Source organism: Nakamurella leprariae (assembly GCF_016918035.1).
Lineage (GTDB): Bacteria > Actinomycetota > Actinomycetes > Mycobacteriales > Nakamurellaceae > Nakamurella > Nakamurella leprariae.
In genome coordinates this window covers 107,122-131,991 of record NZ_JAERWK010000023.1, presented here as the reverse complement: position 1 = coordinate 131,991, position 24,870 = coordinate 107,122, and the positions used below count along the sequence as shown (strand labels likewise).

General features: G+C 73.7%; 20 protein-coding genes. 12 read left to right on the top strand and 8 right to left on the bottom strand.

Translation table 11 applies throughout. The features are described 5' to 3' along the window. Positions 1–37: 37 nt before the first annotated feature. Positions 38–3,295, bottom strand: a complete 3,258-nt coding sequence (locus JL106_RS17595) for a bifunctional metallophosphatase/5'-nucleotidase (protein WP_205262064.1) — start codon at positions 3,293–3,295, stop codon at positions 38–40. Positions 3,296–3,588: 293 nt separating this feature from the next. On the opposite strand from JL106_RS17595, the gene JL106_RS17590 reads away from it, so the two are divergent. Continuing rightward, positions 3,589–4,557: an aldo/keto reductase gene (locus tag JL106_RS17590; protein ID WP_205262063.1), complete on the top strand. Its 969-nt coding sequence runs from the start codon at positions 3,589–3,591 to the stop codon at positions 4,555–4,557. Positions 4,558–5,276: 719 nt separating this feature from the next. On the opposite strand, the gene JL106_RS17585 is transcribed toward JL106_RS17590, so the two are convergent. Together JL106_RS17585 and pruA are read right to left on the bottom strand one after the other, a co-directional pair. After that, positions 5,277–6,221, bottom strand: coding sequence for a proline dehydrogenase family protein (locus JL106_RS17585; protein ID WP_205262062.1), 945 nt, complete (start codon positions 6,219–6,221; stop codon positions 5,277–5,279). A 3-nt stretch (positions 6,222–6,224) separates the two neighbouring features. Continuing rightward, positions 6,225–7,850: an L-glutamate gamma-semialdehyde dehydrogenase gene (gene pruA / locus JL106_RS17580; RefSeq protein ID WP_205262061.1), complete on the bottom strand. Its 1,626-nt coding sequence runs from the start codon at positions 7,848–7,850 to the stop codon at positions 6,225–6,227. A gap of 211 nt (positions 7,851–8,061) precedes the next feature. On the opposite strand from pruA, the gene JL106_RS17575 reads away from it, so the two are divergent. The 5 genes from JL106_RS17575 (at position 8,062) to JL106_RS17555 (ending at position 11,398) form a co-directional block, all read left to right on the top strand. Continuing rightward, positions 8,062–8,640 (top strand): DUF6474 family protein, encoded by a 579-nt coding sequence (locus tag JL106_RS17575; protein ID WP_205262060.1) that lies wholly within the window; start codon positions 8,062–8,064, stop codon positions 8,638–8,640. A 71-nt stretch (positions 8,641–8,711) separates the two neighbouring features. Next, positions 8,712–9,233 (top strand): hypothetical protein, encoded by a 522-nt coding sequence (locus tag JL106_RS17570; RefSeq protein ID WP_205262059.1) that lies wholly within the window; start codon positions 8,712–8,714, stop codon positions 9,231–9,233. Between the two features lie 250 nt (positions 9,234–9,483). Next, positions 9,484–10,218, top strand: a complete 735-nt coding sequence (locus tag JL106_RS17565) for a YcnI family copper-binding membrane protein (protein WP_205262058.1) — start codon at positions 9,484–9,486, stop codon at positions 10,216–10,218. Between the two features lie 14 nt (positions 10,219–10,232). After that, the gene (locus tag JL106_RS17560) at positions 10,233–10,937 is read left to right on the top strand and encodes a copper resistance CopC family protein (protein WP_205262057.1); all 705 of its coding nucleotides are present in this window, start codon (positions 10,233–10,235) and stop codon (positions 10,935–10,937) included. A 95-nt stretch (positions 10,938–11,032) separates the two neighbouring features. Next, complete coding sequence (locus tag JL106_RS17555) at positions 11,033–11,398, top strand: hypothetical protein (RefSeq protein ID WP_205262056.1); 366 nt, start codon at positions 11,033–11,035, stop codon at positions 11,396–11,398. 4 nt (positions 11,399–11,402) lie between these two features. Here the strand turns inward: JL106_RS17555 and JL106_RS17550 are convergent, their stop codons facing one another. The 5 genes from JL106_RS17550 to JL106_RS17530 all read right to left on the bottom strand — a co-directional run bounded on the left by JL106_RS17550 (position 11,403) and on the right by JL106_RS17530 (position 18,139). Continuing rightward, positions 11,403–12,848 carry an AI-2E family transporter gene (locus JL106_RS17550; protein ID WP_205262055.1) on the bottom strand — a complete coding sequence of 482 codons (1,446 nt, stop codon included), beginning with the start codon at positions 12,846–12,848 and terminating at the stop codon, positions 11,403–11,405. A gap of 44 nt (positions 12,849–12,892) precedes the next feature. Continuing rightward, complete coding sequence (locus JL106_RS17545) at positions 12,893–13,252, bottom strand: GNAT family N-acetyltransferase (RefSeq protein ID WP_205262054.1); 360 nt, start codon at positions 13,250–13,252, stop codon at positions 12,893–12,895. A 204-nt stretch (positions 13,253–13,456) separates the two neighbouring features. Next, the gene (gene cysS, locus JL106_RS17540; RefSeq protein ID WP_205262053.1) at positions 13,457–14,935 is read right to left on the bottom strand and encodes a cysteine--tRNA ligase; all 1,479 of its coding nucleotides are present in this window, start codon (positions 14,933–14,935) and stop codon (positions 13,457–13,459) included. A 163-nt stretch (positions 14,936–15,098) separates the two neighbouring features. Further along, on the bottom strand, positions 15,099–16,658 hold the full coding sequence (locus JL106_RS22225) for a GGDEF domain-containing protein (protein ID WP_328842565.1): 1,560 nt from the start codon (positions 16,656–16,658) through the stop codon (positions 15,099–15,101). A gap of 65 nt (positions 16,659–16,723) precedes the next feature. Beyond that, positions 16,724–18,139, bottom strand: a complete 1,416-nt coding sequence (locus JL106_RS17530) for a GGDEF domain-containing protein (protein ID WP_205262052.1) — start codon at positions 18,137–18,139, stop codon at positions 16,724–16,726. 415 nt (positions 18,140–18,554) lie between these two features. Here JL106_RS17530 and JL106_RS17525 point away from each other — a divergent pair, with 415 nt between their 5' ends. From JL106_RS17525 to JL106_RS17500, 6 genes are all read left to right on the top strand, one after another. Further along, entirely contained in the window at positions 18,555–20,282 is a 1,728-nt protein-coding gene (locus tag JL106_RS17525; RefSeq protein WP_236007876.1) for an FAD-binding dehydrogenase, read from the top strand. Between the two features lie 63 nt (positions 20,283–20,345). Further along, complete coding sequence (locus tag JL106_RS17520; protein ID WP_205262051.1) at positions 20,346–21,143, top strand: LLM class F420-dependent oxidoreductase; 798 nt, start codon at positions 20,346–20,348, stop codon at positions 21,141–21,143. A 334-nt stretch (positions 21,144–21,477) separates the two neighbouring features. Continuing rightward, the gene (locus JL106_RS17515) at positions 21,478–22,512 is read left to right on the top strand and encodes an alpha/beta fold hydrolase (protein ID WP_205262050.1); all 1,035 of its coding nucleotides are present in this window, start codon (positions 21,478–21,480) and stop codon (positions 22,510–22,512) included. A gap of 79 nt (positions 22,513–22,591) precedes the next feature. Further along, the gene (locus JL106_RS17510; protein WP_205262049.1) at positions 22,592–23,932 is read left to right on the top strand and encodes an MATE family efflux transporter; all 1,341 of its coding nucleotides are present in this window, start codon (positions 22,592–22,594) and stop codon (positions 23,930–23,932) included. 21 nt (positions 23,933–23,953) lie between these two features. After that, positions 23,954–24,262, top strand: a complete 309-nt coding sequence (locus JL106_RS17505; protein WP_205262048.1) for a hypothetical protein — start codon at positions 23,954–23,956, stop codon at positions 24,260–24,262. Between the two features lie 289 nt (positions 24,263–24,551). Next, positions 24,552–24,836: a DUF1905 domain-containing protein gene (locus JL106_RS17500; protein ID WP_205262047.1), complete on the top strand. Its 285-nt coding sequence runs from the start codon at positions 24,552–24,554 to the stop codon at positions 24,834–24,836. The last annotated feature ends 34 nt before the right edge of the window (positions 24,837–24,870 follow it).

Here is a 24,870-nt window from a genome sequence, read left to right as displayed (position 1 = left end):
ACCGAGTCGACCGGGGGATCCCCGACTGCTCAGCGGATCACGCCGGCGCCGTGGTGCTCGCCGTCGTCGTGCTGGTCGTGCTGGACGACGGGATGGCGCTGGTCGTCGTGGTGCCGGAGGTCGAGGTCCCCGGGGTGGTGGTCTCGGTGGTCTCCGGCGCCGTCGAGGTCGTGCTCGTGGTGGTGCCCGGCTCGGCCGGCGTCGTGCTGACGTCGGTCGGATCGGCCGGCGTGGTGCTCGGCGTCGTCGGGACGGTGGTCTCCGAGCCGGCCGTGACCGTCAGCGGGATGGTGACCACGGTCTGGGACGGCGCGGCGGTCAGCACGATGCTGGTCGCCCCGCTCAGCTCGGCCGGCACGTCGATCTCGACGGTGGCCTGGCCGTCGGCCACGGTCACCGGCGCCAGCTCGACATCACCGATCCGGACGGCCAGCTCGATGTTCTCCGGCGCGCCCAGGCTGGTCAGGTCCAACCCCGACACCTGGAACTCGATCGTCTCGCCGGCCGCGACCTCGGCGGGAACACCCGCGACCTCCACGGCCTGACGGGCGAAGTCCGGGGTCAGGCCGGGGTTCGCCTCCAGGTACTCGATCCACGCGTCCCGGTCGACCAGCCCGGAGTCGCGCGCGTCCGTGCCACCGGTGAAGGCGCGGAAGTTGTCGCCCCCGGTGATCAGGAACGAGAACGTGCCGACGCGGTACTCCCGCGCCGGGTCCAGCGGCGCCCCGTCGATGGTGACCGAGGTGATCCGCTGCCCCGCCGGCAGGCTGTCGTCGAACGTGTAGGTGACGTTGCCGGACAGTCCCAGCTGCAGGTACGGCCGCGACGGCACGTTGCCGTTGGCGTCCGTCTGCCACTGCTGGTTGAGCAGCTCGATCAGCTGCGTGCCGGTCAGCGTGGTCGTCCACAGGTTGTTCACGAACGGCAGCACCGCGTTGGCCTCGGCGTAGGTGATCACGCCGTCCTCGCCGTACAGCAGCTCGGCCCGCAGCCCGCCGGGGTTGACCACGGCCAGCTCGGCGCCGCCGCGGTCCTCCGAGCCCAGGCTGTCGCGCAGGGCGTCGGCGACCAGGTCGCCCAGGGCCGACTCGCTGGCCCGGTCGTCCCGGCCCGGCGTCGGGTTGTCCGGCGTGGCCGGCTGACCGACGTAGACGCCACCCGACCAGCTGCCCCCGCTGAAGGCGGTGGTGATGTCGGCGGTGACGCTGCCGACCTGGGTGTCGCCGACCTCGGCCGCCTCGGCCAGCGCAGCGTCCACGATGCCGCTGACCGCGGCGACCCGCGGATAGGCTTCGATCAGCTGGGCGTCGTTGCTGGTGGTGCGGACCACGTTCGCGGCCACGGATGCCTCGACGTCACCGGTCGCCTCGTCGACGACCAGGGAGACCGTGCCGATGTTGGCCCCGTAGGAACCGGTCTGGACCACCGGGCGGGTGCCGTCGCTGCCCGGCACCGGCGCCTGCCACGCGTACTCCTTGTGGGTGTGACCGGTGAAGATCACGTCCACCGCGGGCGAGGTCCCGGTGACGATCTCGGCGAAGGCACCGCCGCCGGCGATCTCCTCCTCCAGCGTCGCACCGTCCGGTGTCCCGGCCCCGGCACCCTCGTGGTACTCGGCGATGAGCACGTCGGCCTCGCCGTTGTCCTCGTCACCGTCGGTCAGCTGGGCCGCGACCCGGTTCACCGCCGCCACCGGGTCACCGAAGGTGATCTCGGTGATGCCGCCGGGCGAGACCAGCGACGGGGTCTCCAGGGTCACCGCGCCGATGACGCCGACCCGCAGGCCGTCGACCTCGAACACCGCGTACTCCTGCAGCGCCGGCTCCTCGTCGGTGCCGGCCAGGTAGACGTTGGCGCCCAGGTACGGGAAGTGGACCGGCTCGTTGCCGTCCTCGCCGCCGATGACGCGGCCGACCAGATCCTGGTAGCCCTGGTCGAACTCGTGGTTGCCGACGGCCGAGGCCGAGACCTCCATCGCGTTCAGCATGTCGATGGTCGGCTGGTCCTGCTGGACCGACGAGGCGAACAGCGAGGCACCGATGTTGTCACCCGCGGACAGCAGCAGGGTGGTGTCCGCGTCGCCGGCCTCGCGGAGCTGCTCCACGGTTCCGGCCACCGCCACGGCGTTGTCGTCGATGCGACCGTGGAAGTCGTTGATGTTCAGCAGGTTCAGCGTGGTCAGGCCGGTGTCCTCGCCGACCGCCGTCCCGCAGTCCAGCAGCGAGTTGTCGTTGCCGGTGGCCGACACGGCGAACACGCACACGGTGTGCTCGCCCTCGGGCAGCGGCACGGTCACGGCGAAGCCGTGATCACCGGAGGTGCCGAGCGCGGCGTTGACGTCCGGGCGGGGCAGCACCGACTGGCGCGCGTACCCGACGCCGTCCACGTAGACGTGCACCTCGCTGGCGGCGTTCGGGGCGTTCGGGTCCAGGGTCCACCCGGTCAGTGCGATCTGGTCACCGGTGACGGTGACCACGGCAGCGTCGAGCGAACCGAACGCCGCCGTCGAACCCGGGATCGTCCGGCAGCCCAGCAGGGTGTTGCCGGACGGTGCGATGGCGAACGCGCAGACGTCGTTCACGCCCTCCTGCAGCGGGACCTCGACGCTGAAGCCGTGGTCGCCGGAGACGCCCAGGACCGCGTTGACGTCGGCTCGGGCTCCGTCCGCCGGGAAGGCGAAGCCAGCACCGTCGACGTAGACGTGGACCTCGGTGGGCTCAGCCGCGTCGTTCGGATCGAGCGCCCAGCCGGTGAGCTGCGCCGTGCCGGGCGCAGCCACGAACGCCGCGTCCAGGGAGCCCTGGGCCGGGCCCGGGCCCTGCGCCGTGGCGCAGCCCATCAGCACACTGGCCGCCGCGTCCGACGGGACGATCCAGGCGCAGACCTCGTTGCTGCCCGGCTGCAGGGCCACCTCGGCCGAGAAGCCGTGCCCGCCGGTGAGGTCGAAGGCGGCGTTCACGTCGGGACGGGCCAGGTCGGCCTGCAGGTTGGCCTGGCCCACGCCGTTGACGTAGATGTGCACCTCGGCCGTGCCGTTGACGTCGGCCGGGTCGAGCGCCCAGCCGGAGACGGTGCTGACCACGCCGTTGGTGGCCTGGTCGAGCGATCCGAACCAGCCCGGGACGGGTGCCGCGGCCGCGGCGGCGGGCAGGGCCACCGTGGTGGCGCCGACCAACGCGACGGTCGCGGCGGCGAACCACCGGCCCCGGCGGCGGGGTACTGCGGCGGACGCGTCGCGCCCCGGACTGCTGCTGCGCCGATGGTCGGATGCCGCGTTCGCTCGTCCCTCGCTCACGCGACTCCTCCTGATGGTTCGGACCGCTCTGCGCTGCCGGACACCCGGCCTCCTTCTCGTGGTCGTCGACGTGCCCGATGGCGGGCGGTGACCACCGGTCACGGCCCGCTCGTTCGAGCGGCGCTCGGATCATGCCTGCGGGATCCGACAGTCCACGAGACCGGGGCGTGACGAACTGGTGAACACCGAGATGTCGCACCCGGAACCATCACTCACGGTCAGCACCCGAGCGGGGCAGCCCGCGGAGGAAGCCACGGAGCGTGAGCGTCGGACGTCGCCTCTACGCTGCGCCCATGACCACCGGCAGACGACAACTCGGGCGCTCCGGCCTCACCGTGTCGACCACGGGCCTGGGATGCAACAACTTCGGCCGACCCGGCACGGCCACCGAGGATCTGGCCGGCACTCGGGCGGTGGTGCACGCCGCGATCGACGCCGGCATCACCCTGTTCGACACCGCCGACCGGTACGGGCAGCCGGCCGGGCGCAGCGAGGCATTGCTCGGCGAGGCGCTCGGCAGCCGCCGGGACGAGATCGTGCTGGCCACCAAGTTCGGGCTGGACGTCGACGGCGCGAACGGCCCGGTGGACGGCGCCCGCGGCTCCCGTCGCTACATCCGGGCCGCCGTGCACGCCTCACTGCGGCGGCTGCGCACCGACTGGATCGACCTGTACCAGCTGCACGAGCCCGACCCGGTCACGCCGATCGACGAGACGTTGGCCGCTCTGGACGAGTTGGTCCAGGCCGGCACCGTGCGCTACGTCGGGTCGTCGAACCTGGCCGGGTGGCAGGTGACGGACGCGGCCTGGACCGCCCGCACCGAACGCCGGGCACCCTTCGTCTCAGCCCAGAACGAGTACTCGCTGCTGCGGCGCGAACTGGAACGGGAGCTGCTGCCGGCCGCCCGCGCCGCCGGCGTCGGGGTGCTGCCGTTCTTCCCGCTGGCCAACGGCCTGCTGTCGGGCAAGTACACCCGCAGCCACGCCCCGGCCGACAGTCGGCTGGCCCGGATCAAACCGGAGCTGCTGGAGTCCGCGCCCTGGGAGGCGCTGGACCGGCTGCAGATGTTCGCCGAGGCCCGCGGGCTCACCATGCTGCACGTGGCGTTCGGCTGGCTGCTCGCCCAGGACCCGGTGGCCTCGGTGATCGCCGGCGCGACCCGGCCCGAGCAGGTGGTGGCCAACGCCGAGGCGGGATCGGCCTGGACGCCGACCCCGACCGACCTGGCCGAGATCGACACCATCTTCCCGCCGCCGGCCTGACCGGCGAGCTGGCCGCCCAGGTCCTCGGGGACGGGCCATCAGCCGACCCTGGTCCCCCAGCATGCCGTCTGCTGCAGTCGAGAACACCTGCGGCTGCGATCGTCGAGCATCGTTGCTCTCCCGTCTGTCGAGCAGGACCGATCCGGGCGGGTCGCCCGATCATCAACGGACCGGCTGCCGCCAGGGCCGTTCCCGTGTTGTCCACGGCGACACCGTGACGACGGTGTGCACGGGCCATTCCCGGCGGCTCGCACACACGAGCCCGGCGGCACAGGCGACACCGGAGGGGTCACCCCGGCGATCACCTTCACGTGGAGCGAGGACCGCACGTCTGTCGACGGACACGGTCGGCCGAGGAATCGACTGACGACGATCGGGATCATGGTCGCGTCCCCAGTTCGAGTCATGGCCTCTCTGCACAGTACGAGGGCTTCTGGATCGTCGATTCACGCCGATGGCGGGCAATTCATCGGAATGGGTGACGACCAGCCGGGAAGCAGGCACGGCAACGTGCCGACGGACACCCAGGGGAACCACAGAGGGATCGCCGGGAGGACGACACGACCGATCGTGCCCTCAGTTTCACCCGATCGCCCCGCGCAGTGACCGCTGTGCTCATCGCCTCCGCCAGGTGCTCGCGCGCGACAGGAGTGACAGCCGACCTCGTCGAGATCCGAGGATGATGGTCGGGGATGGTGATCAGGAATGCATCGGCCGTCTCAGGAATGCGTCACCAATGACCGCAGGAAGAACTGCAGATTGGCCGGGCGTTCGGCCAGCCGCCGGGTGAAGTAGCCGTACCACTCGGTCCCCCACGGCACGTAGACCCGCACCCGCCGGCCGGCGTCGACCAGCCGCTGCTGCTCCTGCGGTCGGATGCCGTACAGCAGTTGGTGTTCCCAGTCCTGCGCACTCCGCCCGGTGCGGCCGGCCAACTCCCCGGCCAGGACGATGCACCGCGGATCGTGGGTCGCCACCATCGGGTGGGCGGGGCCGGCCATCAGCACCGCCAGGCACCGCGCGTAGGCCCGGTCCACCGCGGCGCGGTCCTGGTGGGCGACCTCGGGCGGTTCCGCGTAGGCCCCCTTGACCAACCGGATCCGCGCTCCCGACGCCGCCAGCCCGGGCAGCTCCGACTCCGTGCGGCGGAGCATCGCCTGCTGCACCACCCCGACATCCGGGTGGTGCCGCCGCAGTTCGGCGTGCACCTGCAGCAGGTCGTCGATCGTGCCGGCGTCCTCCGCGTCCAGCGTGACCAGCGCGCCCACCGCCGCGGCTGCGTCAGCGATGCGCCGGGCGTTGCGCGTGGCCAGGGCGACGGCCTCGGAGCCACTTCCGGCCACGGCCTGTCCGATGGCCGACAGCTTCACCGACACCTCGCTGCCCGCGGAGAGTCCCGCCGCCGCGAGCGCGTCCAGGGAGCCCAGCGTGGCCTCGACGGCGGCCGTGGCCGACTCCGCGTCCGTATGCTGCTCGCCCAGGTGGTCCAGGCTGACCGGCAGGCCACGGTCCCGGAGCCGGGCCACCACCCGGACGGCGTCGGCCACGGTGTCCCCGGCCACGAACCGCTGCACCACCCGGCGGGTGACCGGGACGCGCAGCAGGGCGGTCCGCACCTCCGGGCGCGCGGACGCGGCGAGCAGCAGATTTCCCAGCGGATCCATCGGTCAGCCCTGATGCGGGTAGGTCACGCCGGGGGCGGGCAGGAACGTCTCCTTGATCGTGCGGGGCGACGTCCAGCGGGCGAGATTGCCGACGCTTCCGGCCTTGTCGTTGGTCCCGGACGCGCGGGAACCACCGAACGGCTGCTGGCCGACGACCGCCCCGGTGGGCTTGTCGTTGAGGTAGAAGTTGCCGGCGGTGAACCGGAGCGCGTGCTGCGCGGTGTGCAGCGCGGCCCGGTCCCGGGCGAACACGGCCCCGGTCAACCCGTACGGCGAGGCGGTGTCGACCTCGCGCAGCACCTGCTCGAAACGGTCGTCCGGGTACACCGCCACCGACAGGATGGGCCCGAAGTACTCGGTGGAGAACATCTCGTCCCGCGGGTCGGTCCCGTGCAGCACGGTGGGCCGGACGAACCAGCCGACCTCGTCATCCGCGGTGCCGCCGGCCAGCACGCTGATCGAGTCCGTCGCGTGCGCCCGCCGCAGCGCGGCCGAGCACCGGTCGAAGGCGGGACGGTCGATCACCGCCGAGGTGAACGCGCTCAGGTCGGTGACGGCCCCGACCGACAGCGCTTCGGTGCGCTCCGCCAGCTCGTCGCGGACCCGGCGCCACAGCGACTCGGGCAGGTAGGCGCGCGACGCCGCCGAGCACTTCTGCCCGGAGTACTCGAACGCCCCGCGCAGCAGCGCGGGGACCAGGGCCTGCGGGTCGGCCGACGGGTGGGCGATCACGAAGTCCTTGCCGCCGGTCTCGCCGACCAGCCGCGGATAGGTGCGGTACCCGGCGATCCGCTCCCCCACCGTGCGCCACAACTGCTGGAAGGTTTCGGTGGACCCGGTGAAGTGGATGCCGGCCAGCTCCGGCTCGGCCAGCAGCACCTCGGCGATCTCCGGGCCGCGGCCGGGCAGCAGGTTGATCACCCCGGGCGGCAGTCCCGCCTCGAACAGCAGGTCCAGGGTGAGCGAGGCGGCCAGCTGCTGGGTCGGCGAGGGCTTCCAGATCACCACGTTGCCCATCAGGGCCGGCGCGGTCGGCAGATTCCCGGCGATGGAGGTGAAGTTGAACGGGGTGATGGCCCAGACGAATCCCTCGAGCGGGCGGTGATCGGTGCGGTTCCACACCCCGGGCGCCTGGGCCGGTGGCTGCTCGGCCAGCAGCTGCCGGGCGAAGGTGACGTTGAACCGCCAGAAGTCGATGAGCTCGCAGGCGGCGTCGATCTCGGCCTGCTGGATCGTCTTGCCCTGCCCGAGCATGGTCGCCGCGTTCATCCGGGCCCGCCAGGGACCGGCCAGCAGCTCGGCTGCGCGCAGCAGCACGGCGGCCCGCTCGTCGAACGGCGTCTCCCGCCACGGCACGGCCGCGGCCAGCGCGGCCTGGACGGCGAGCCGGGCGTCATCTGCGTCGGCGGCCGCACTGACCGCCAGCACCCGCCGGTGGTCGTGCGGCGCCCGCACGTCGAACTGCGGTCCGGAACCCGGACGGCGCCGGTCGCCGATGACCGCGGGGAGCTCGCGGGGTTCGGCGAACTCGTCCAGCGCGGCGAGCAGGTCGGCCCGCTCGGCGCTGCCCGGGGCGTGGTCGCAGACCGGTTCGTTGCGCGGTGGCGGCGGTGCGGTGATCGCATCCATCCCCTGACCTCCGGCTCAGCTGCGACGGGCGGCCGTCCCACTGTGACACGGCGCCCGCGGGCTGACACGGCAGGTGCGGGCGCTCGGTCTGTGTGCCCCGGCCGCATCCGGGCAACTAGGCTGATGAACCGGCTGGTCCGACTGGTCCGACTGGTCCGACCTGCCGGCCCGGGTGCCCGCCCGGGCCGGGACGGTCGTCGAGAGGAGCGACGTGGCACTGCGCAGGAAATCTCGAGCCCGGTCGACGACCGGTGACACCTCGCGCTCGACCGACACCGCGTCCGGCAGCCGCACGGTGACCAAGAAGGCCCGCAAGCAGGTCACGGTGCCCGGCACCAAGCCGGCCAACCTGGTGCAGACGCTGACCGACCCCAAGGTCGCGCGGCGCGGCCTGACCATCGTCAAGCTGGTCGGGCCCACCGTCACGCCGATCGCCATCCAGGCCTCCGTGGGCATCCGCAAGCTGGTCGACCAGCAGCGGGCGCAGCGGCTCGGGGTGGACCCGGACCGCATCGGCGCCTACCGCGGACCCACCGGCCCGACCGCCGCCCGGATCGACGGACTCACCGGGTCGATCGAGGACCTGATGCGTCGCCGCGGCTCGGAACCGCCGGTCGTCCGGTTCGTGGACGCCGCCCGGCGTCGGCTGGCCGACCTGTCGAACGCGGTGGAGACGGCGGCGTCCATGCCGTCCGGCCGCCGCCGCGCCACGCTGCGCGCGATCCACCGGGACCTGAACCAGATCGAGGCGGACCTGCTGACCTTCCTGGTCCGCGCCGACGCCCCCTGAGCCGACCCGCGACCGGCCGGGTGCGGTCCCGGACGGTCCTGGCGGTCGGCCCGCGCCGATACCCTGACCGGGTGTTCGACCCGACGAGTGTGCACTGGCGGCTGGCCCGCACCGGCGCCCTCGTCGTCCCCGCCACCCTGCTGGCCGGCCTCGGTCACCAGCTCGGCGGCGGCGGCCTCCCGCACGTCGGGGCCGCGGCCGCCCCGGCGGTGGTGCTCGGCCTCGCCTGGTACCCGGCCACCCGGCGCGCGACGCGCTGGCCGGAGCTGCTGGGCACCCTGCTCGCGGCTCAAGTGCTGTTCCACCTCATGTTCTCGCTGGCCGACCACGCACCCGCGACCGTCGACCTGTGGGCGATGGCCGGCTTCCACCTGGTCGCTGCGGCCGCGACCGCTGTGGTGCTGGCCGTCGCGGAACGGGCCGCGTTCCGGCTGGCCGCCGCCTGGCGCCGCACCGTCGCCCGCGCGCTGGCCGTCCCGGCCGTGCTGGCACCGCCGTCCTGGGTGGCGCAGCTGCCGTGGTCGACGCCCCAGCCCGTCGCGGTGGCCGGCGGCGGTCCGCTCGCCGCCCGGCGGGGGCCGCCGGTCGGCTGACCGGACCATGCCCCCGGACCGCAGTCGCCCCGGCGACCGGTCCGGCCCCGGCACCTCCGGTCACCCCCGACCGCTCCCGGTGACGCCCCCGTCGACCGGCGTCGCCGCGCGACCCGATGCCCGGGCTGCGCGGCGCTCCGACCGCGGGCGTCACCCCCTGCCTCGAGAACGGCGAACCCTGATGCATCCGACCCTCGACCACCCCGCTCCCGCCCGAACCGGCCGACGCGCCGTTCGCTGGGCGGCCCTGGTGCCCGCCACCGCCGCGGCCATGCTGCTCGGCAGTGGTCTGGCCGCCGCCCACGTGACCGTCAACCCGTCGTCGGCGACCGCCGGCAGTTACAGCACCCTGACCTTCCGGGTGCCCAACGAGTCGGCCACCGCGGCCACCACCGCGCTGACCGTGGAGTTCCCCACCGACACCCCGTTCGCGTCGGTGCGGTACCAGCCGGTGCCCGGCTGGACCGCCGAGGTCGTCCGTGAGCCGCTGCCCGCCCCGGTCACCCAGGGCACGGTCACGATCGACGAGGCCGTCACCTCGATCACCTGGACCGCCGATGCCGGCACCTCGATCGGCCAGGACCAGTTCGGCCAGTTCACCGTGTCCGTCGGCCCGGTGCCGGACGTCGAGTCGATCAGCTTCCCGGCCAGTCAGGTCTACGACGACGGTTCGGTCGTGGACTGGGACGAGGTGGCCGCCGCGGATGCCGAGGAGCCGGAGCACCCGGCCCCGACGCTCACCGTCCAGCCCGCCGCCGCCGACACCGACGGCGCTCACGTCCACGGTGCGACGGCCGGCGGCACCTCGAGCAGCTCGACGGCGCCGCCCACCTCGGCGGCGAACGACCTGACCGTCACGGCCGCCCAGACCCCGGCGTCCGACGACGGCACCGCCCGCACCCTGGGCGCCATCGGCATCGCTCTGGCCGCGGTCGCCGTGCTGCTGGCCGCGGTCGGCGTCCGCACCGCCCGGGCGCGTCGGTGATGCGCGTGCCGACCATGACCGAGTCGGGTGTCCGGCGGGCTGACCAGCCCGCCGGGCCCCGGCCCGGGGGACGCGGCGGGGCCGGTGCCCCGGTCCGACGGCTGCTCGCGGCCGTCGCCGTGCTGGTGGCGGCGCTGGCCGCGCCGCTGGCCACCGCGCTGCCGGCCGCCGCGCACAACGTGCTCGTCTCCAGCGATCCGGCCGACGGCAGCCAACTGGACGCTCCGCCCACCTCGGTGACGCTGACCTTCGACCAGCCCGTGCAGAACTTCGAGCCGGTCGTGGTGGTCACCGGGCCGGACGGCCAGTCGGTCGACGTCGGCACCCCCGAGGTGGCCAGCACCTCGGTCACCGCCACCGTGGGGGCGCTGCCGGCGGCCGGCGCCTACACCGTCGCCTACCGGATCGTGTCCGCGGACGGGCACCCGGTGCAGGGGCAGATCGGCTTCCAGCTGGTCCAGACGACCGCGCCGACCACTGACTCGGTGACCACCACGGCCCCGACCAGCTCGGCCCCGACCAGCTCGAGCGTCAGCAGCCCGAGCGCGACCGATCCGTCGACCACTCCCTCGACGACGGCCGCGGTGACCCCGGCCGCGCAGGACTCGTCCGGTGGCCTGGCCGGCTGGATCTGGGTGGTCCTCGCCGTCGCTGCCGTGGTGGTCGTCGTCGCGGTGGTGCTGATCCTGCGGCGACCGAGCGGTCCGCCCCGGTCCTGACGCCCGCCGGCTCCGGCCCGGGGCGGGGCGGCACCGATCGCGCCGTCCCGAGCCGGGCGCTGGACGGCGCGGTCGGGCCGGGGCAGGCTGATCTGGTGAGCAACACGCGTGGGGAGGGGCCGGCCCAGGATCCGGGCCAGGCCGCGGCCGAGCGCGCCGCCGAGCTGCGGCTGCGGCGGGACCGGTTGCAGCGCGGCATCGGGTTGACCGAGGACGACGTCTCGGCCCAGCGGGCCGCGCTGGCGCGGGCCCGGGAACGGGACCGGGCGGCGCACCGGCGGGCGGCCACCGCGCACACCCAGGCGGCCGACCGCCACCTGGCCGCGGCCGGCGTCCACGCCCGGTCGGCCGAACAGGAGATCGGCGACGTCGCCCACCACCGAGAGATGGAGCAGTACCACCGGGCTGCAGCCGAAGCCGACCGACAGGCCGCCCAGGACGAACTCGACGCCCTGACCTGAGCCGCTAGGACCGTTCCTGGATCGGCATGACCACCTCGCGCACGATCAGGCTGATGGCCGCGGCCACCGGGACGGCCAGGATCGCACCGGTGACGCCGAGCAGCGCACCGCCGATGACGATGGCCACCACCACCGCCCCGGTCGAGATGTCGACCGTCCGTCGCATCACCCGGGGATACAGCCAGTACGCCTCGAACAGGTGCTGGCACAGGTAGAACAGTCCGGCCACGATGCCCAGGGTCAACGACTGGGTGAAGCCCAGCAGCGTCATGCCGATGCCGATCAGGATCGGTCCCACCACCGGCACGAAGTCGAGCACCCCGGCGGCCAGCGCGATCGCCCACGGGTACGGCAGCCCGATGATGGCGGCGAACACCCCCGCGACGAGGCCGGCCTGGATGGCGATGAGCGTCGCCCCCGACAGGTACCCGCCCATCTGCTTGAGCACCTTGTCGGCCAGCAGGCTGATGCGGCGGCGCCGGGACGCCGGCGCCAGCCGGTACGCGGTCCGCTTGATCTGCGGGAAGCCGGCCAGGAAGTAGAGCGTCAGCACCAGCACGATGAGCAGGTCGACAATGATCCCGGCCACCGTGACCCCGGCCGAGACGATGCCGCCGGAGGCTCCGGACACCATGTTCTGGATGAAGTTCGAGTCCTGCAGCTGCTGCAACAGGTTGAACCGCTGGTCCAGGTCCTGGATCCACTGCTGGCGTTGCAGCCCGGCGATGAGCGAGGGCACGGACGTGACGAACGTCCCGACCTCGTTCACGATCGGCGGGATGATCGCGTAGATGGCCGCGGCGATGAGCAGGAGCAACGCCAGGAACACCACCGTGACGGCCAGGCTGCGGCGCAACCCATGGCGGATCAACCAGCCGACCGGCGGATCCAGGCCGATGGCCAGCAGCGCCGCGATGGCGATGAGGATGAGCGTGCTGCGGATGGAGTCCAGCGACTCGTAGGTGACGTAGGCCAGCAGCAACCCGAGCCCGGCGAAGAACCCGATCCGGAACGCGGCCAGCGGACCGGTCCGCCCGCCGAGGCGCGCGAGCCGGCCGTCCTTGACCTCCTCGGCCGGCTCGACGCCGATCTCCTCGGCCGCGATCCGGGCGGCCTCGACCGCCTCGGCCGCCGACCGGGCCACCTCGGCCGCCCGCAGGGTGCGTTCGGCCATCAGCCGGGTGGTGACCGACGACAGCGTGCTGCGCAGATCGCGACGGGCCTTGCGGGCGGCCGGCCGCCCCTCGCCGGACGCCTCGTGCCGGTCGAGTTCGGTGATCGCGTCCCGCAACGCCGCGGTCAGCTCCCCGGACGGATCCGGGTCGTGGGCGCTCGCAGCGGGGCCCGGGTCGGGCGGTGGTGACCCGGGTGGCGGACCGTCCGGCGGCACGGCCTGACCCGGCCCGACCCGGGCGTCGTCGCCCGGACCGTCTGCTGTCGGCGTGGTCACCGTGCCGCCCGCGTCCTGGAGCCTGGTCCGCTGTCGGTCTGCGGTCAGTCGGCGATCAGGTCGCGGTACTCGGGGTGTCGGTCCGTGACCCACCACGACACGTACGGGCAGGTCGGCACGATGTGCACGCCCTGCTCCCGCGCGGCATCCAGTGTGTACTGGACCAGGTCTGAGGCGACCCCGAAGCCGCGGACGGCCGGATCGGTGAACGTGTGCACGATGTTCCAGCGGTCGGGCAGGCGCCGATAATCGAGCACCGCGACCTCTCGACCGTCGACCAGCATACGGAACCGGCCGTGCTCGGCCAGGTGCTCGAACTCCCGGGTCCGCGTCGGGCCCTGCCCGAGCGGTTCGCCGGACGTGATGTCGCTGGAGACGCCGGTGTCGGCGGGGCTCTCGGTCATGGGTGCTTCCTCCGGGGCGGAACGACTGGACACGGCTGGGCAGGGCGACGACGAGCCGGCCGCGTCAGCGGGCTCGGACGGGCGGTCGGGCGACACCGGTCGACCGCGACAGGTTCACCGGACGGGCGAGATGTCCGGGACGGGGGCGGACACCGCCCGTCGCCGACGATCGTGGCACATCGACCGACCGGGGCCTGCAGGTGTTCACCCGGAGGTGTCTCCGGTCACGAACCGCCACGTCGGGCCCCCTGGCGTGTCGGTCACCTCGACGCCCAGCTCGCGCAGCCGGTCCCGCAGTCGGTCGGCCCGGGCGAAATCGCGGTCGGCCCGGGCCCGCTGCCGGTCGGCCAGCGCCTGCTCCACCTCGGGCAGCCGGGGGTTATCCGGGGACGACACGGCACCGCCCGTATCCGGCTCCGCCGGTTCGGCGCCGACCCCCAGTCCCAGCACCGAGTCCACGGCCAGCACCACCCGGCGCTGCTCGTCGAACGGCAGGTCGCTGCGCATCATGGCGCGGATCTCGGCCAGCGCGCGGGGGGTGTTCAGGTCGTCGGCCACCGCGGCGTCGATGCGGGCCAGCCAGTCCCGGGCCGCCGCACCCAGCTGGGCGACCGACGCGTCGTAGGTCGTCGGCGCCGTGTCGGCGCCGCCCGGCCCCCAGTGCGCGATGAACCGGGCGTACCCGGCTGCCTGGCCGATCAGGTTCTGCTCGGTGAAGTCCAGCTGCCGGCGGTAGTGCGCCATCAGGACCAGGTAGCGGTAGGCCAGCGCCGGCCGCCCGCCGGCCACGATGTCCCGCAGCAACGGCATCCGGCCGGCCGACTTGGAGATCTTCCGGCCACCGGCGACCAGGAACTCGTTGTGCAACCAGGTCCGCACCCACCGGGTGTCCGGCTCGTCCAGGAAGGCGCCGCTCTGCGCCATCTCGTTGACGTGGTGGATCTCCCGGTGGTCGACCCCACCGGTGTGGATGTCGAAGTGCCGGCCCAGCAGTTCCAGGCTCATCACCGAGCACTCCAGGTGCCAGCCCGGGACTCCCGGTCCCCACGGCGAGTCCCAGCGCATCACCCGGCGCTCGGTGGCGGTGTCGGCCCGCCACACCGCGAAGTCCGCGGGATGCCGTTTGCCCTCGGCGCTCAGCTCGCGCTGCTCGAGCAGCCCCGCCTTGGCCTTGGCCAGGACCCCGTACTCGGGGTCCTTGGACGTGTCGAAGTACAGGCCGTCGGCCAGCTGGTAGGTGACACCGCGCTGCTCGAGCACCTTGGCGAACTCGATCATCTGCGGGACGTACTCGGACGCCCGCGGCTGGTGCGTCGGCGGCTTGATCCGCAGCGCTGCCAGATCGGCCTGGAACGCCTCGGTGTAGTGACCGGTCAGCTCCTGCACACTCTTGAGCTCGCGGCGGGCGGCCGCCTCGACCTTGTCCTCGCCGAGGTCCGACTCACCCACCGTGTGGCCGACGTCGGTGATGTTCACGACCTGGTCGACCTGGTAGCCGCGCCACTCCAGCGTGCGGCGCAGCACGTCGCTGAAGACGTAGGCCCGCAGGTTGCCCAGGTGTGCGTACGAGTAAACCGTCGGACCGCAGGAGTAGATGCCGACCCGTCCGGGGGTCATCGGGACGAAGTCCTCGACCTGAGCGGTGAGCGAATTGTGGAGGCGCAGCGGGGCGGGCGGGGCCATGTCGGGTTCCTGCGGTTCCTTCCTGGCTCGGGCCGGAACTCTCCGTGCCGACCCGGTCGCTGCAGCGGTCGGCCGGTCCGACCGGCTCGGCGGGTCAGCCTACCGGCGCACCGGCGCGCACCGTGCGACACGGCGACCGAGCCGGTCGACGGGGCCGATCCGATCAGTCCCGGCTGCCGGGCTGCGGCGGCAGGATCGGACCGCCGGCGGTGACGCCGTCGAGCGCGCCGCCGCCCGGGGAGCCGGCCGCGGGGTCAGGGCGCCGGGCCGGCGACGGCCGGTCGGCCGGCGGCGCGTCCGCACCGGCCGGCAGCACGACGCGCGGGCCCACCGCGTCCTCCGCCCGATGCGCTCGCCGACGCCGGTCCGGGCCGGCGACCGACACCGAGCCGGGCGTCATGGTCCACGTGGGGCCGGCCGGGAACGGGCCGACCGGACCACGCCGGCCGGGCGGACGCCCGCCGACGGGCTGGGGTCCGGCCGTCCGCGCCCGCGCACCGGCCGGGCGGCCCCGGCTGTCCTTGATCCGGTACAGCTCGGCGTCCGCCATCTGGAACAGCTCGATCGCCGTGGTGGTCGGGGTGGCGGTGTCCGCCCAGCCCACCGATGCCCCCACCGTGAGCAGCTCGGTGCCGATGGTGACCGGCAGCGCGACGCGCATCCGGATGCGCTCGGCGATCCGGTTGACGTCGTTGATCGAGACGTCCCCGCCGAGCAGCACGGCGAACTCGTCACCGCCGAACCGGGCGACCAGGTCCTCGTCGGACCGGGTGACCGTGGCCAGCCGCCGGGCCACCTGGGTGAGCACCTTGTCCCCGGCGACGTGGCCGTACCGGTCGTTGATGGCCTTGAAGTCGTCGAGGTCGACGAGCAGCACGGCGATGCGGCCGCCGCCTCGGTCCGTGCCCAGCACCTCGAGCTGCCGTTGCAACCTGGCCATCAACGCGGCCCGGTTGGCCACCCCGGTGAGCGGGTCCTTGGCCGCCAGCACCGTACCGACGTACATGGCCCGGATGCCCTCGAACGAGCCGACGGTGACGACCAGCAGCAGCGGCGCCATGGCTGGGCCGGTCACGGCGGTGACCGCGCCGATGGGGGCGGCCAGGCCGATGAGCGCCGACAGCCGCCCGCGCCACCAGGAGCGGCGGTAGTCGTCCCAGGACTCCACCCGCAAGGTCAGCTGGCGCAGGCCGATGAGCACGATGTTCAGGGCCTCGATCACCACGACCATGGCCACGGTGACCAGCACCATCAGGTCAGCGCCGGCCGGCTCCCAGGAACCGGCCGGGTCCGCATGTTCGGCAACGGCGCCGCTGATGCGATCCGGTCCGCCCAGAGCGACCACGGTGGCGGCCGCCGCACCCTGCAGGCCCCAGAGCACGGTCACCTGCGCGGTGCGCCACCAGCGCCCCCCGAAGCCGACCAGCACCCCGCTGAGCAGGAACAACACCACCGCCGCCGGCCCGTAGGCGAGCAGCGCGGCGATGGTCAGAGGCGTGGAGAAGATCAGCTGCTCCGGGAACCCGTGCACCGCCCGCATCCGCGGCAGCCGCGGGTAGACGTCGGCCACCACCATGAGCAGCGCGAGGGTGATGAAGCCCGGCTCGACCGCGATGTCGGCCAGCGACGGGCCCGGTGCCCCGGCCAGCAGCACCAGCGCGATCGCCAGCACCAGCACCGACCCGGCCAGGAACCACCGGAACGCAGCCGGTGTCCGGCCCAACGGGCCCCCGTAGGCCTCGACGGACAGAGTCGACCACGATTCCGCCGGCGTGAACAGCCGGTGCCTCACCGCAGACCGCCGCCGCGCCGGACGCCATCGCGCGTCACATCCACGGCGTCCACGCCTCCGGCCGGGGCGACGGCCGGCGGTCGGAGCGCCGACCAGATCAGCGAGCCGGCCGACGCGCCACCCTGCGGGCTGACCGACCACATCGGCCGACCCCAGCCGTCGGGCAGGGCGGCCGATCCGGTGACGGCCCCGGACACCACCCGGCCGTCCACGTCGTACCGGTGCACCGGCCCGACCGACACCGGCAGCCGCCGGTGCTCCCGCTTGTTGCGGTACATCGCCTGGTCCGCGCCGTGCAGCAGATCGGCGGGGTCGGCGGCCGGGTCGTCGGTGATGCTCCAGCCCACCGAGCCACCGAGCTCCAGCCTGACCTCGGTCAGCTGCAGCGGGCGTTCGATCGCCGCGCCCAGCTGATCAGCCAGGGTCCGCACCCCGCGGCTGACGGTGCCCGGCGCGGCCAGCACCGCGAACTCGTCGCCGCCGATCCGGGCGACCAGGTCGCGCGGGCCGGCCGCCTCGGCCAGCCGACGTCCCACCGCGGCCAGCACCTCGTCGCCGACCAGGTGGCCGAAGGTGTCGTTGACCGCCTTGAAGCCGTCGAGGTCGACGACGATCACCCCGACCGGGCGGCCCTTGCGGGCCAGCTGGGCGATCCGGCGGCGCAGTTCGCGGTGGAACGACTGCCGGTTGGGCAGGCCGGTGAGGGGGTCGGTGCCGGCCTGGACAGCGGTGCGCACGACCGACGCGGAGACCTCGTGCACGGCCACCACGGCCACCGCGACCAGCGGCAGTGTCATCGGGTTCCACAGCGCCATCGCGGCGAGGAGGGGGCTGACCAGCAGGCTGATCCCCCACACCCGTGCGGTGCGGGGGGCCGCGGCGAGTTCGGTGCGCCACTCGACCGGATCGGCCGCCCAGGCCAGCACCCCGCGCAGCACCACGTACCCGGCCATGACGGTCACGGCGAGCAGGACGCCGGCCAGCACCATGCCGCCGACCTGGCCGCTCTCGCGGGGCAGCGGAGTGCCCAGGATCAGCAGGATCAGCTCGTTGACGCCGGCCACGCCCAGGGCGAGCCAGCCGAACTTGATCAGGTTGACCCAGGCCCGGCGCCGGTTCCGGCGCTGCCCGATGAGCGCGTCGACCACCCCACTGAGCGCGAGCAGGACGACCGCCGCGGGTCCGAACGCGATCACCGCCGCCAGGGAGAGCACCACCGACCAGGGGTAACCGGGGCGGAACCGGACGTCCCGCAGCCACGGCACCAGCCGGTAACAGTCCGTGAACGCCACCAGAGCGGCCAGGAGGACGAATCCGGGAGTCCGGAGCAGGTCCGGCAGCGACGGCTCCGGACGAGACAGGAAGAGCAGGGTGAAGCCGACGACCACGCCGAGCACGCCCACCAAGATCACAGATCGGTATCGTGTTGGTGTCCTGATCAACGGGTCGGCCGCGGGTTGCGCAACGACCTCCACGACGCCTCCCCTCATCATGCAATCGTAGTCGTACAGCCCGTGACCGACACACAACTCGGAGCCACGATCCCCGGATCGGTGGACGTCACGCCACCGCACGTGACTGCGCGTCGTCGTTCTCACCCGACCCAGCGGTCGGAGTCCGTCCACGTTCGACGGACACCGAGTCGGAGCGAAGTCCGGGCCCGGGCCCTCACCCGGTGGTCACCCAGCTTCGTTCCGGGCGAACGGACACCGCGCCGGACGATCCCGGGCCGCCGGGCGGGCGATGTGTCACGATCGCGCCGTCGGCCGCTCCGGTTCCCGTCCGGCCCGGACGAGACGGCGGCGTCCGGGACCGAGTGGAGCGGACATGACATCGGAACAGGCCGAGCGAACGTCGTCACAGTCGGTGAGCGGCGCGGATGTCGTGGTGATCGGTGCGGGCCTCGCCGGCCTGGTCGCTGCGACCGAGGCCGCGGCGGCCGGCCGCACCGTCGTGGTGGTCGACCAGGAGCCCGGCGCATCGCTCGGCGGTCAGGCCTACTGGTCGCTCGGCGGCCTGTTCCTCGTCGACAGTCCGGAACAGCGTCGGGTCGGCATCACCGACAGTCTCGACCTGGCCCGGCAGGACTGGGCTGCGACCGCGGCGTTCGACCGGGTCGAGGACCACTGGCCCCGGCGCTGGTCCGAGGCGTTCCTGGACTTCGCCGCCGGCGACCTGCGGGCCTGGCTGCGCCAGGCGGGCATCGCCCTCTTCCCGCTGCCGATGTGGGCCGAACGCGGTGGCCTGGCCGGGGGCCCGGGCAACTCGGTGCCCCGGTTCCACGTGGTCTGGGGCAGCGGTCCTGGCGTCGTCACCCCGTTCGTCCGCACGGTCACCGCGCACGCCCGGGCCGGACGGATCCGGGTGCTGTTCCGGCACCGGGTCACCGGCCTGACCGGCGCCGGCGGCGCGGTCACCGGCGTCAGCGGCGAGGTGCTCGCGCCGGACGATGCGGTGCGGGGCGCGCCGTCGTCCCGCCGGGTGGTCGGCGACTTCCGCATCGACGCCGATGCCGTGGTCATCGCGTCCGGCGGCATCGGTGCCAACCACGACCTGGTCCGGCAGTTCTGGCCCGGAGGCCCGGCCGCGGCGCCGGCCCGGATGCTGTCCGGGGTCCCGGACTCCACCGACGGGCTGATGCTCGGCGTCGCCGCCTCCTCCGGCGCCAGCCTGATCAACCGCGACCGCATGTGGCACTACCCCGAGGGCATCACCAACCACAGCCCGGTGTGGTCCCACCACGGCATCCGGATCCTGTCCGGGCCGTCCCCGCTGTGGCTGGACTCCGCGGGTCGGCGGCTGCCCCCGCCGCTGTGGCCCGGCTTCGACACCGGCGGTTCGCTGCGGCACCTGACCGACGGGGCCGCCGCGGACCGGGCCACCGACCCGGCCACCGACCGTGCCGCCGATCACTCCTGGTTCGTCACCGACCTGGCCACCATCACCAAGGAGTTCGGGCTGTCCGGGTCGGAGCAGAACCCGGACTTCACCGGCCGCTCGGTCCGCGCGCTGCTGCGCCGGGTCGTCGGCTCCGGGCCGGCGCGGCCCGTGCAGGCGTTCCTGGACGACGGCTCGGACTTCGTCACGGCGGACGGCCCGGACGCGCTGGTGGCCCGGATGAACGAGCTGACCGGCGCCGACCTGCTGGACGCCGCGGTGGTCGGCGATCACCTGCGGCAGCACGACGCACAGGTGCGCTCGGGCCTGGGCAAGGACGGTCAGCTGGCCGCCGTCCTGGCCGCCCGCCGGTACGTCGGGGACCGGCGGATGCGCACCGCCGACCCGCACGAGCTGCTCTCCGGAGCCGGCGGCCCGCTGGTCGGCGTGCGGCTGCACGTGCTGACCCGCAAGACGCTGGGCGGGCTGGAGACCGACCTCGACGGCCGGGTGCTGCGTCCGGGCGGTGCAGTGCTGCCCGGTCTGTACGCGGCCGGCGAGGCCACCGGCTTCGGCGGCGGCGGCATGCACGGGTGGAAGGCGCTGGAGGGCACCTTCCTGGCCGGGTGCCTGTTCTCCGGCCGCGTCGCCGGCCGCTCGGCCGCGGCGCTGATCTGAGGGCCGACCCGGCCCGACCGGGGTGATCGCAGCGGTGATCACGGCACGGCGCACACTGCCGGGATGACTTCCGACAGCGCGGTCACCCGTCCCGACTTCCCGGTCCGCATCTCCATCCAGCTGCACCCGCAGCACGCCGACTACCGGCAGATCCGTGATGCGGTGCTCCGAGCCGAGGATCTGGGCGTCGACGCGGTGTTCAACTGGGACCACTTCTTCCCGCTGACCGGGGAACCGGACGGCAAGCACTTCGAGTGCTGGACCATGCTGGGTGCCTGGGCCGAGCAGACCGAGCGGGTGCAGATCGGCGCGCTGGTCACCGGCGTGGGGTACCGCAATCCCGACCTGCTGGCCGACATGGCCCGCACCGTCGACCACATCAGCGGGGGCCGGCTGATCCTCGGGCTGGGCGCCGGCTGGTTCGAGCGGGACTACGACGAGTACGGCTACGAGTTCGGCACGGCCGGGTCCCGGCTGCGGTACCTGGGCGAGTCGCTGCCGCGGATCAAGTCCCGGCTGCAGGCGCTGAACCCGACGCCTGCCGGACCGCTGCCCTGGCTGATCGGCGGGGGCGGGGAGCGCAAGACCCTGCGCCTGGTCGCCGAGCACGCCGACATCTGGCACGCCTACGGCGACGCCGAGACCCTGGCCCACAAGTCGCGGGTGCTGGCCGAGCACTGCGCCGCGGCCGGACGCGACCCGCGGGCCATCGAACGGTCGACCGGGGCCGCCTCACCCCAGCAGGCGGACGAACTGGCCGATCTCGGCTTCTCGCTCTTCACCCTGCGGTTCGACGGGCCCGAGTACGACCTGTCGTCACTGCCGGCGTGGCTGCGCTGGCGGGACGCCCGGAACGGGTGAACTCGCGGTCGGAATGTTGACGACCGTTCGCCGGTCGGGTGGTGTGATGCCAGTTGGACCACGGAGGGTCACACTTCTGTGACGGAAACTTGACATCACGAGTTGGTATCAAGGGTCCGCATGGTCGACTCCGTTGCCCTATGACTAGCACTGGGCGCGGATCGGTCGTCGGCACACGCGGCGGACGACCGGAGATCGCGCCCACCACAGCACTGATCACCGCACCAGGCAGGACCCGGGGGAAGCACGTCCGTCCGGACGTGGCGCCCTGTCTGGCGACCCACCACCACGCCGGCAGCGCCGCTGTCGGTCGCACGTGAGCGAAGGACGCGTCATGAGCCGTCGGTTGGCGTCGGGGGGACCTGCAGCACCTGAGTTCGACCTTCACGGGCCGGACGTGCAGGACGCGCACACGGTCCGCTCCGACGAGGACCTGCTGGACAGCGAACTGCTGGCCATGCAGCGCAGCGACAACACCGCCGATCACCGGGACGGCGCGCTGCGCCTGCCGGACGGCCGGGCCCTGGCCTGGGCCGAGTTCGGCAACTCCCGGGGCCTGCCCACCGTCTTCCTGCCGGACGTCCCGTCGACCCGGTTGGCGCCGTCGTGGCTGATCACCGACGCGACCGGGGAGACGGCGCTGCCGCACAGCCTGCGGATCCTGGCCGTCGACCGCCCGGGCGTCGGCCGGTCCGACGCGCTGGCGCCGGAGGCGACGCCGCAGCCCGCGGAGGACCTGCGCCGCATGGTGGAGACGCTCGCCGTCGGCCGGGTCGCCGTTGTCGGCATCGGCTCCGGCGCGGTCGACGCCCTGGCCTTCGCCGCCCGGTACCCCGCGCTGGCGGTCTCGGTGACCGCGGTGTCGCCCCGGCTGCCCGGCGCCGACCGGTCACCGCGCCGGCTGCGCACGCTGGGTCGCCGGGCCCGTCCCGTCGCCGGACCGCTGGCCGCCTGGCTGGCCGCCGGGACCCGCGACACCGATCTCACCAGCCCGGACGCCTGGGAACGGCTCCTGCGTCGGCTGGATCCGAGCCACCGGGCGGCGCTCGCCGCCCGGTGGCGACACCCCCACTTCCGGGCCGCCGTGGCCGCGGACCTCGCCGAGCACGGCATGGCCCGCGTCGCTCTGCGGGCCGTCCCCGCCGGTGACGCCGCGGCGGTCGGACCGGACCCGCGCACGGTGCGGGTGCCGGTGCAGCTGTGGCACGGCGCGCAGGAGTCCGGCGCGATGCTGGCCGAGCTGCGCTCGCTGCTGGAGACCCGCCCGCACTGGCAGCTGAACGTGGTGCCCGGAGGCTGCGCCTCGCTCGGCGACTGGTCGCCGGTGCTGGCCGGGGTGGCCCGGTCGTTCCGCGCCGCCGCCGCCTGAGCGCGCGAGCCCGCCTGACCGCAGCTGAACGCACTTCGATCGGCCCCGGGCGGTCCCGACCGGGTGGCACAGTGACGCGGTGCCGTCACCCGCTGCCCCGTCGACCAACCGTCAGGTCGTCGCGCTGGCCGTGCCCACCCTCGGCGCGCTGTTGGCCGAACCGGTGTTCCTGCTGGTCGACGCGGCGGTGGTGGGCCATCTCGGGACGGCGCAGCTGGCCGGCGTCGGCATCGCCTCGGTCCTGTTGAGCACCGCGGTCGGGCTGGCCGTGTTCCTGGCCTACGGCACGACGGCGCAGGTGGCCCGCTCGCTGGGCGCCGGTCGCGAGCGGGACGCGCTGCAGTTCGGCGTGGCCGGCATGTGGCTGGCCGCGCTGGTCGGCGCCGGACTGCTGCTGGTCGGCTGGCCGCTGGCCCCGCTCCTGGTCGACGCGCTCGGCGGCCGAGCGGCTGAAGCCGGCGCCGCGGGCTTCGGGGTCACCTACCTGCGCTGGTCGTTGCTGGGCCTGCCAGGGATGTTGCTGGTGCTCGCCGGGACCGGCGTGCTCCGCGGCTTCCAGGACGCCCGCACCCCGCTGGTCGTGGCGGTGACCGGTGCCGTGGTGAACACCGGGCTGAACCTGGTGCTCGTCCTGGTCGTCGGGTGGGGCGTGGCCGGAGCGGCGATCGGCACCGCGGTCACCCAGACGGGCATGGCCGTGGCGTTCGTGCTGGTGGTGCACCGGTCCGCCCGCCGTTCCGGCGGATCGCTGCGGTTCCACCCGGGGCACGTCCGCGGCGCCGGACGGGCCGGCGTGCCCCTGCTGCTGCGCACCGCGGCGCTGCGGGGCGCCGTGCTGCTGACCACCCTGGTCGCGGCCCGGCAGGGCGTGGTCGCGCTGGCCGCCCATCAGGTGCTGACCGCCATCTGGAACTTCCTGGCCCTGGGCCTGGACGCCCTGGCCATCGCCGCGCAGGCGCTGACCGGGCGGGCGCTGGGCGCCGGTGACGCGGCCGAGGTGCGCCGGCTGACCCGGTTGCTGCTGCGCTGGGGTCTGGCCGCGGGCGCGGTGCTGACCGTGGTGCTGCTGGTGCTGCACACCCTGATCGGTCCGTTGTTCTCCCCCGACCCGGCGGTGCGGTCGGCGATCGCCGCCGGTCTGGTCGTGCTGGCGGTGACGCAGCCGCTGGCCGGCTGGGTGTTCGTACTGGACGGGGTGCTCATCGGCGCCGGTGACGGGGTGTACCTGGCCTGGGCCCAGCTGATGACCCTGGCCGCGTACGTCCCGGCCGTGGTCGCGTTGATCCTCTGGCCGCCGGGTGGCACCGCCGGGCTGGTCTGGTTGTGGATCGCGTTCGCCGGTTGGTTCATGCTGGCCCGGGCGATCACGCTGGGCCTGCGGTACCGGAGCGACCGGTGGCTGGTCACCGGCGCGGGCTGAGCGGTCTGGGACCCTGCGGTCGTGTTCGCGTCCATCGAGATCGCCGCCCTGGTGCTGGGCGCGCTGCTCATCCTGGCCGCCGGCCTGCTGCTGGGCCGGGCCAACCGCGGGCGGCGGTTGCGGTGGTGGTGGTCGGCCGACGCCTCCGGGGTGGTCCGGCCGTGGGCCTTCCTGCCGGTGCAACTGGTTGGCATCGTGCTGTTCGTCTTCGGCGCGTCCGGGCTGCAGGACCGCCTGGGCTGGTGGTCCTACCCGGTCGCGCTCGCCGGCATCCTCGTGTGCTCGACCGGGCCGGTGCTGGTGCACAACGCGCGATTGCACGAGGCCTGACGAGTGAGCCAGCCATCAGAGCAGACGCTGATCAGCCAGACGCCGGACGGGCCGCCCCGGCGGACGGCGACCCGTTCGGTGCCGGGCTGCCCGTCCCGGACCATCGGCGTCGGCGGTTCGAACCGGTGGTCGGAAGTCGTGCAGCGTGCCGAACACCGACCCGGTCAGCCACTCCTCGATCTCGGCCAGCGGCCGCTCGGTCCGCCACGCCATCCTGACCGTGGTGGCCATCGCGCCTTCCCGCCCCGCCCGCCGATGAGATCGACTCCGGTCCGGAGTCGGAGTCATCATGACGACAGACCACCCCGACCACCCCGAGCTCGCCTTCACCGCCCCGCTGGAGAAGGACGGCGCGTTCGACACCTTCCTCACCGTGCCCAGATCGGTGCAGCACCTGGGCACCGGAAAGGCGGTGAAGGTCGAAGGAACGCTCGACGGCACGGCGTTCGAGGCGACGCTGATGCCGTCCGGTCAGCGCGGGCACTGGCTCCCGCTGCGCAAGGCGCTCCGTCAGCAGATCGGCAAGGACGCCGCCGGCGACACCGTGCACGTCCGGTTGCGGCGGCGAGGCTGAACGCCGGGGAATGAACCGACCGGCCATCCGGTTG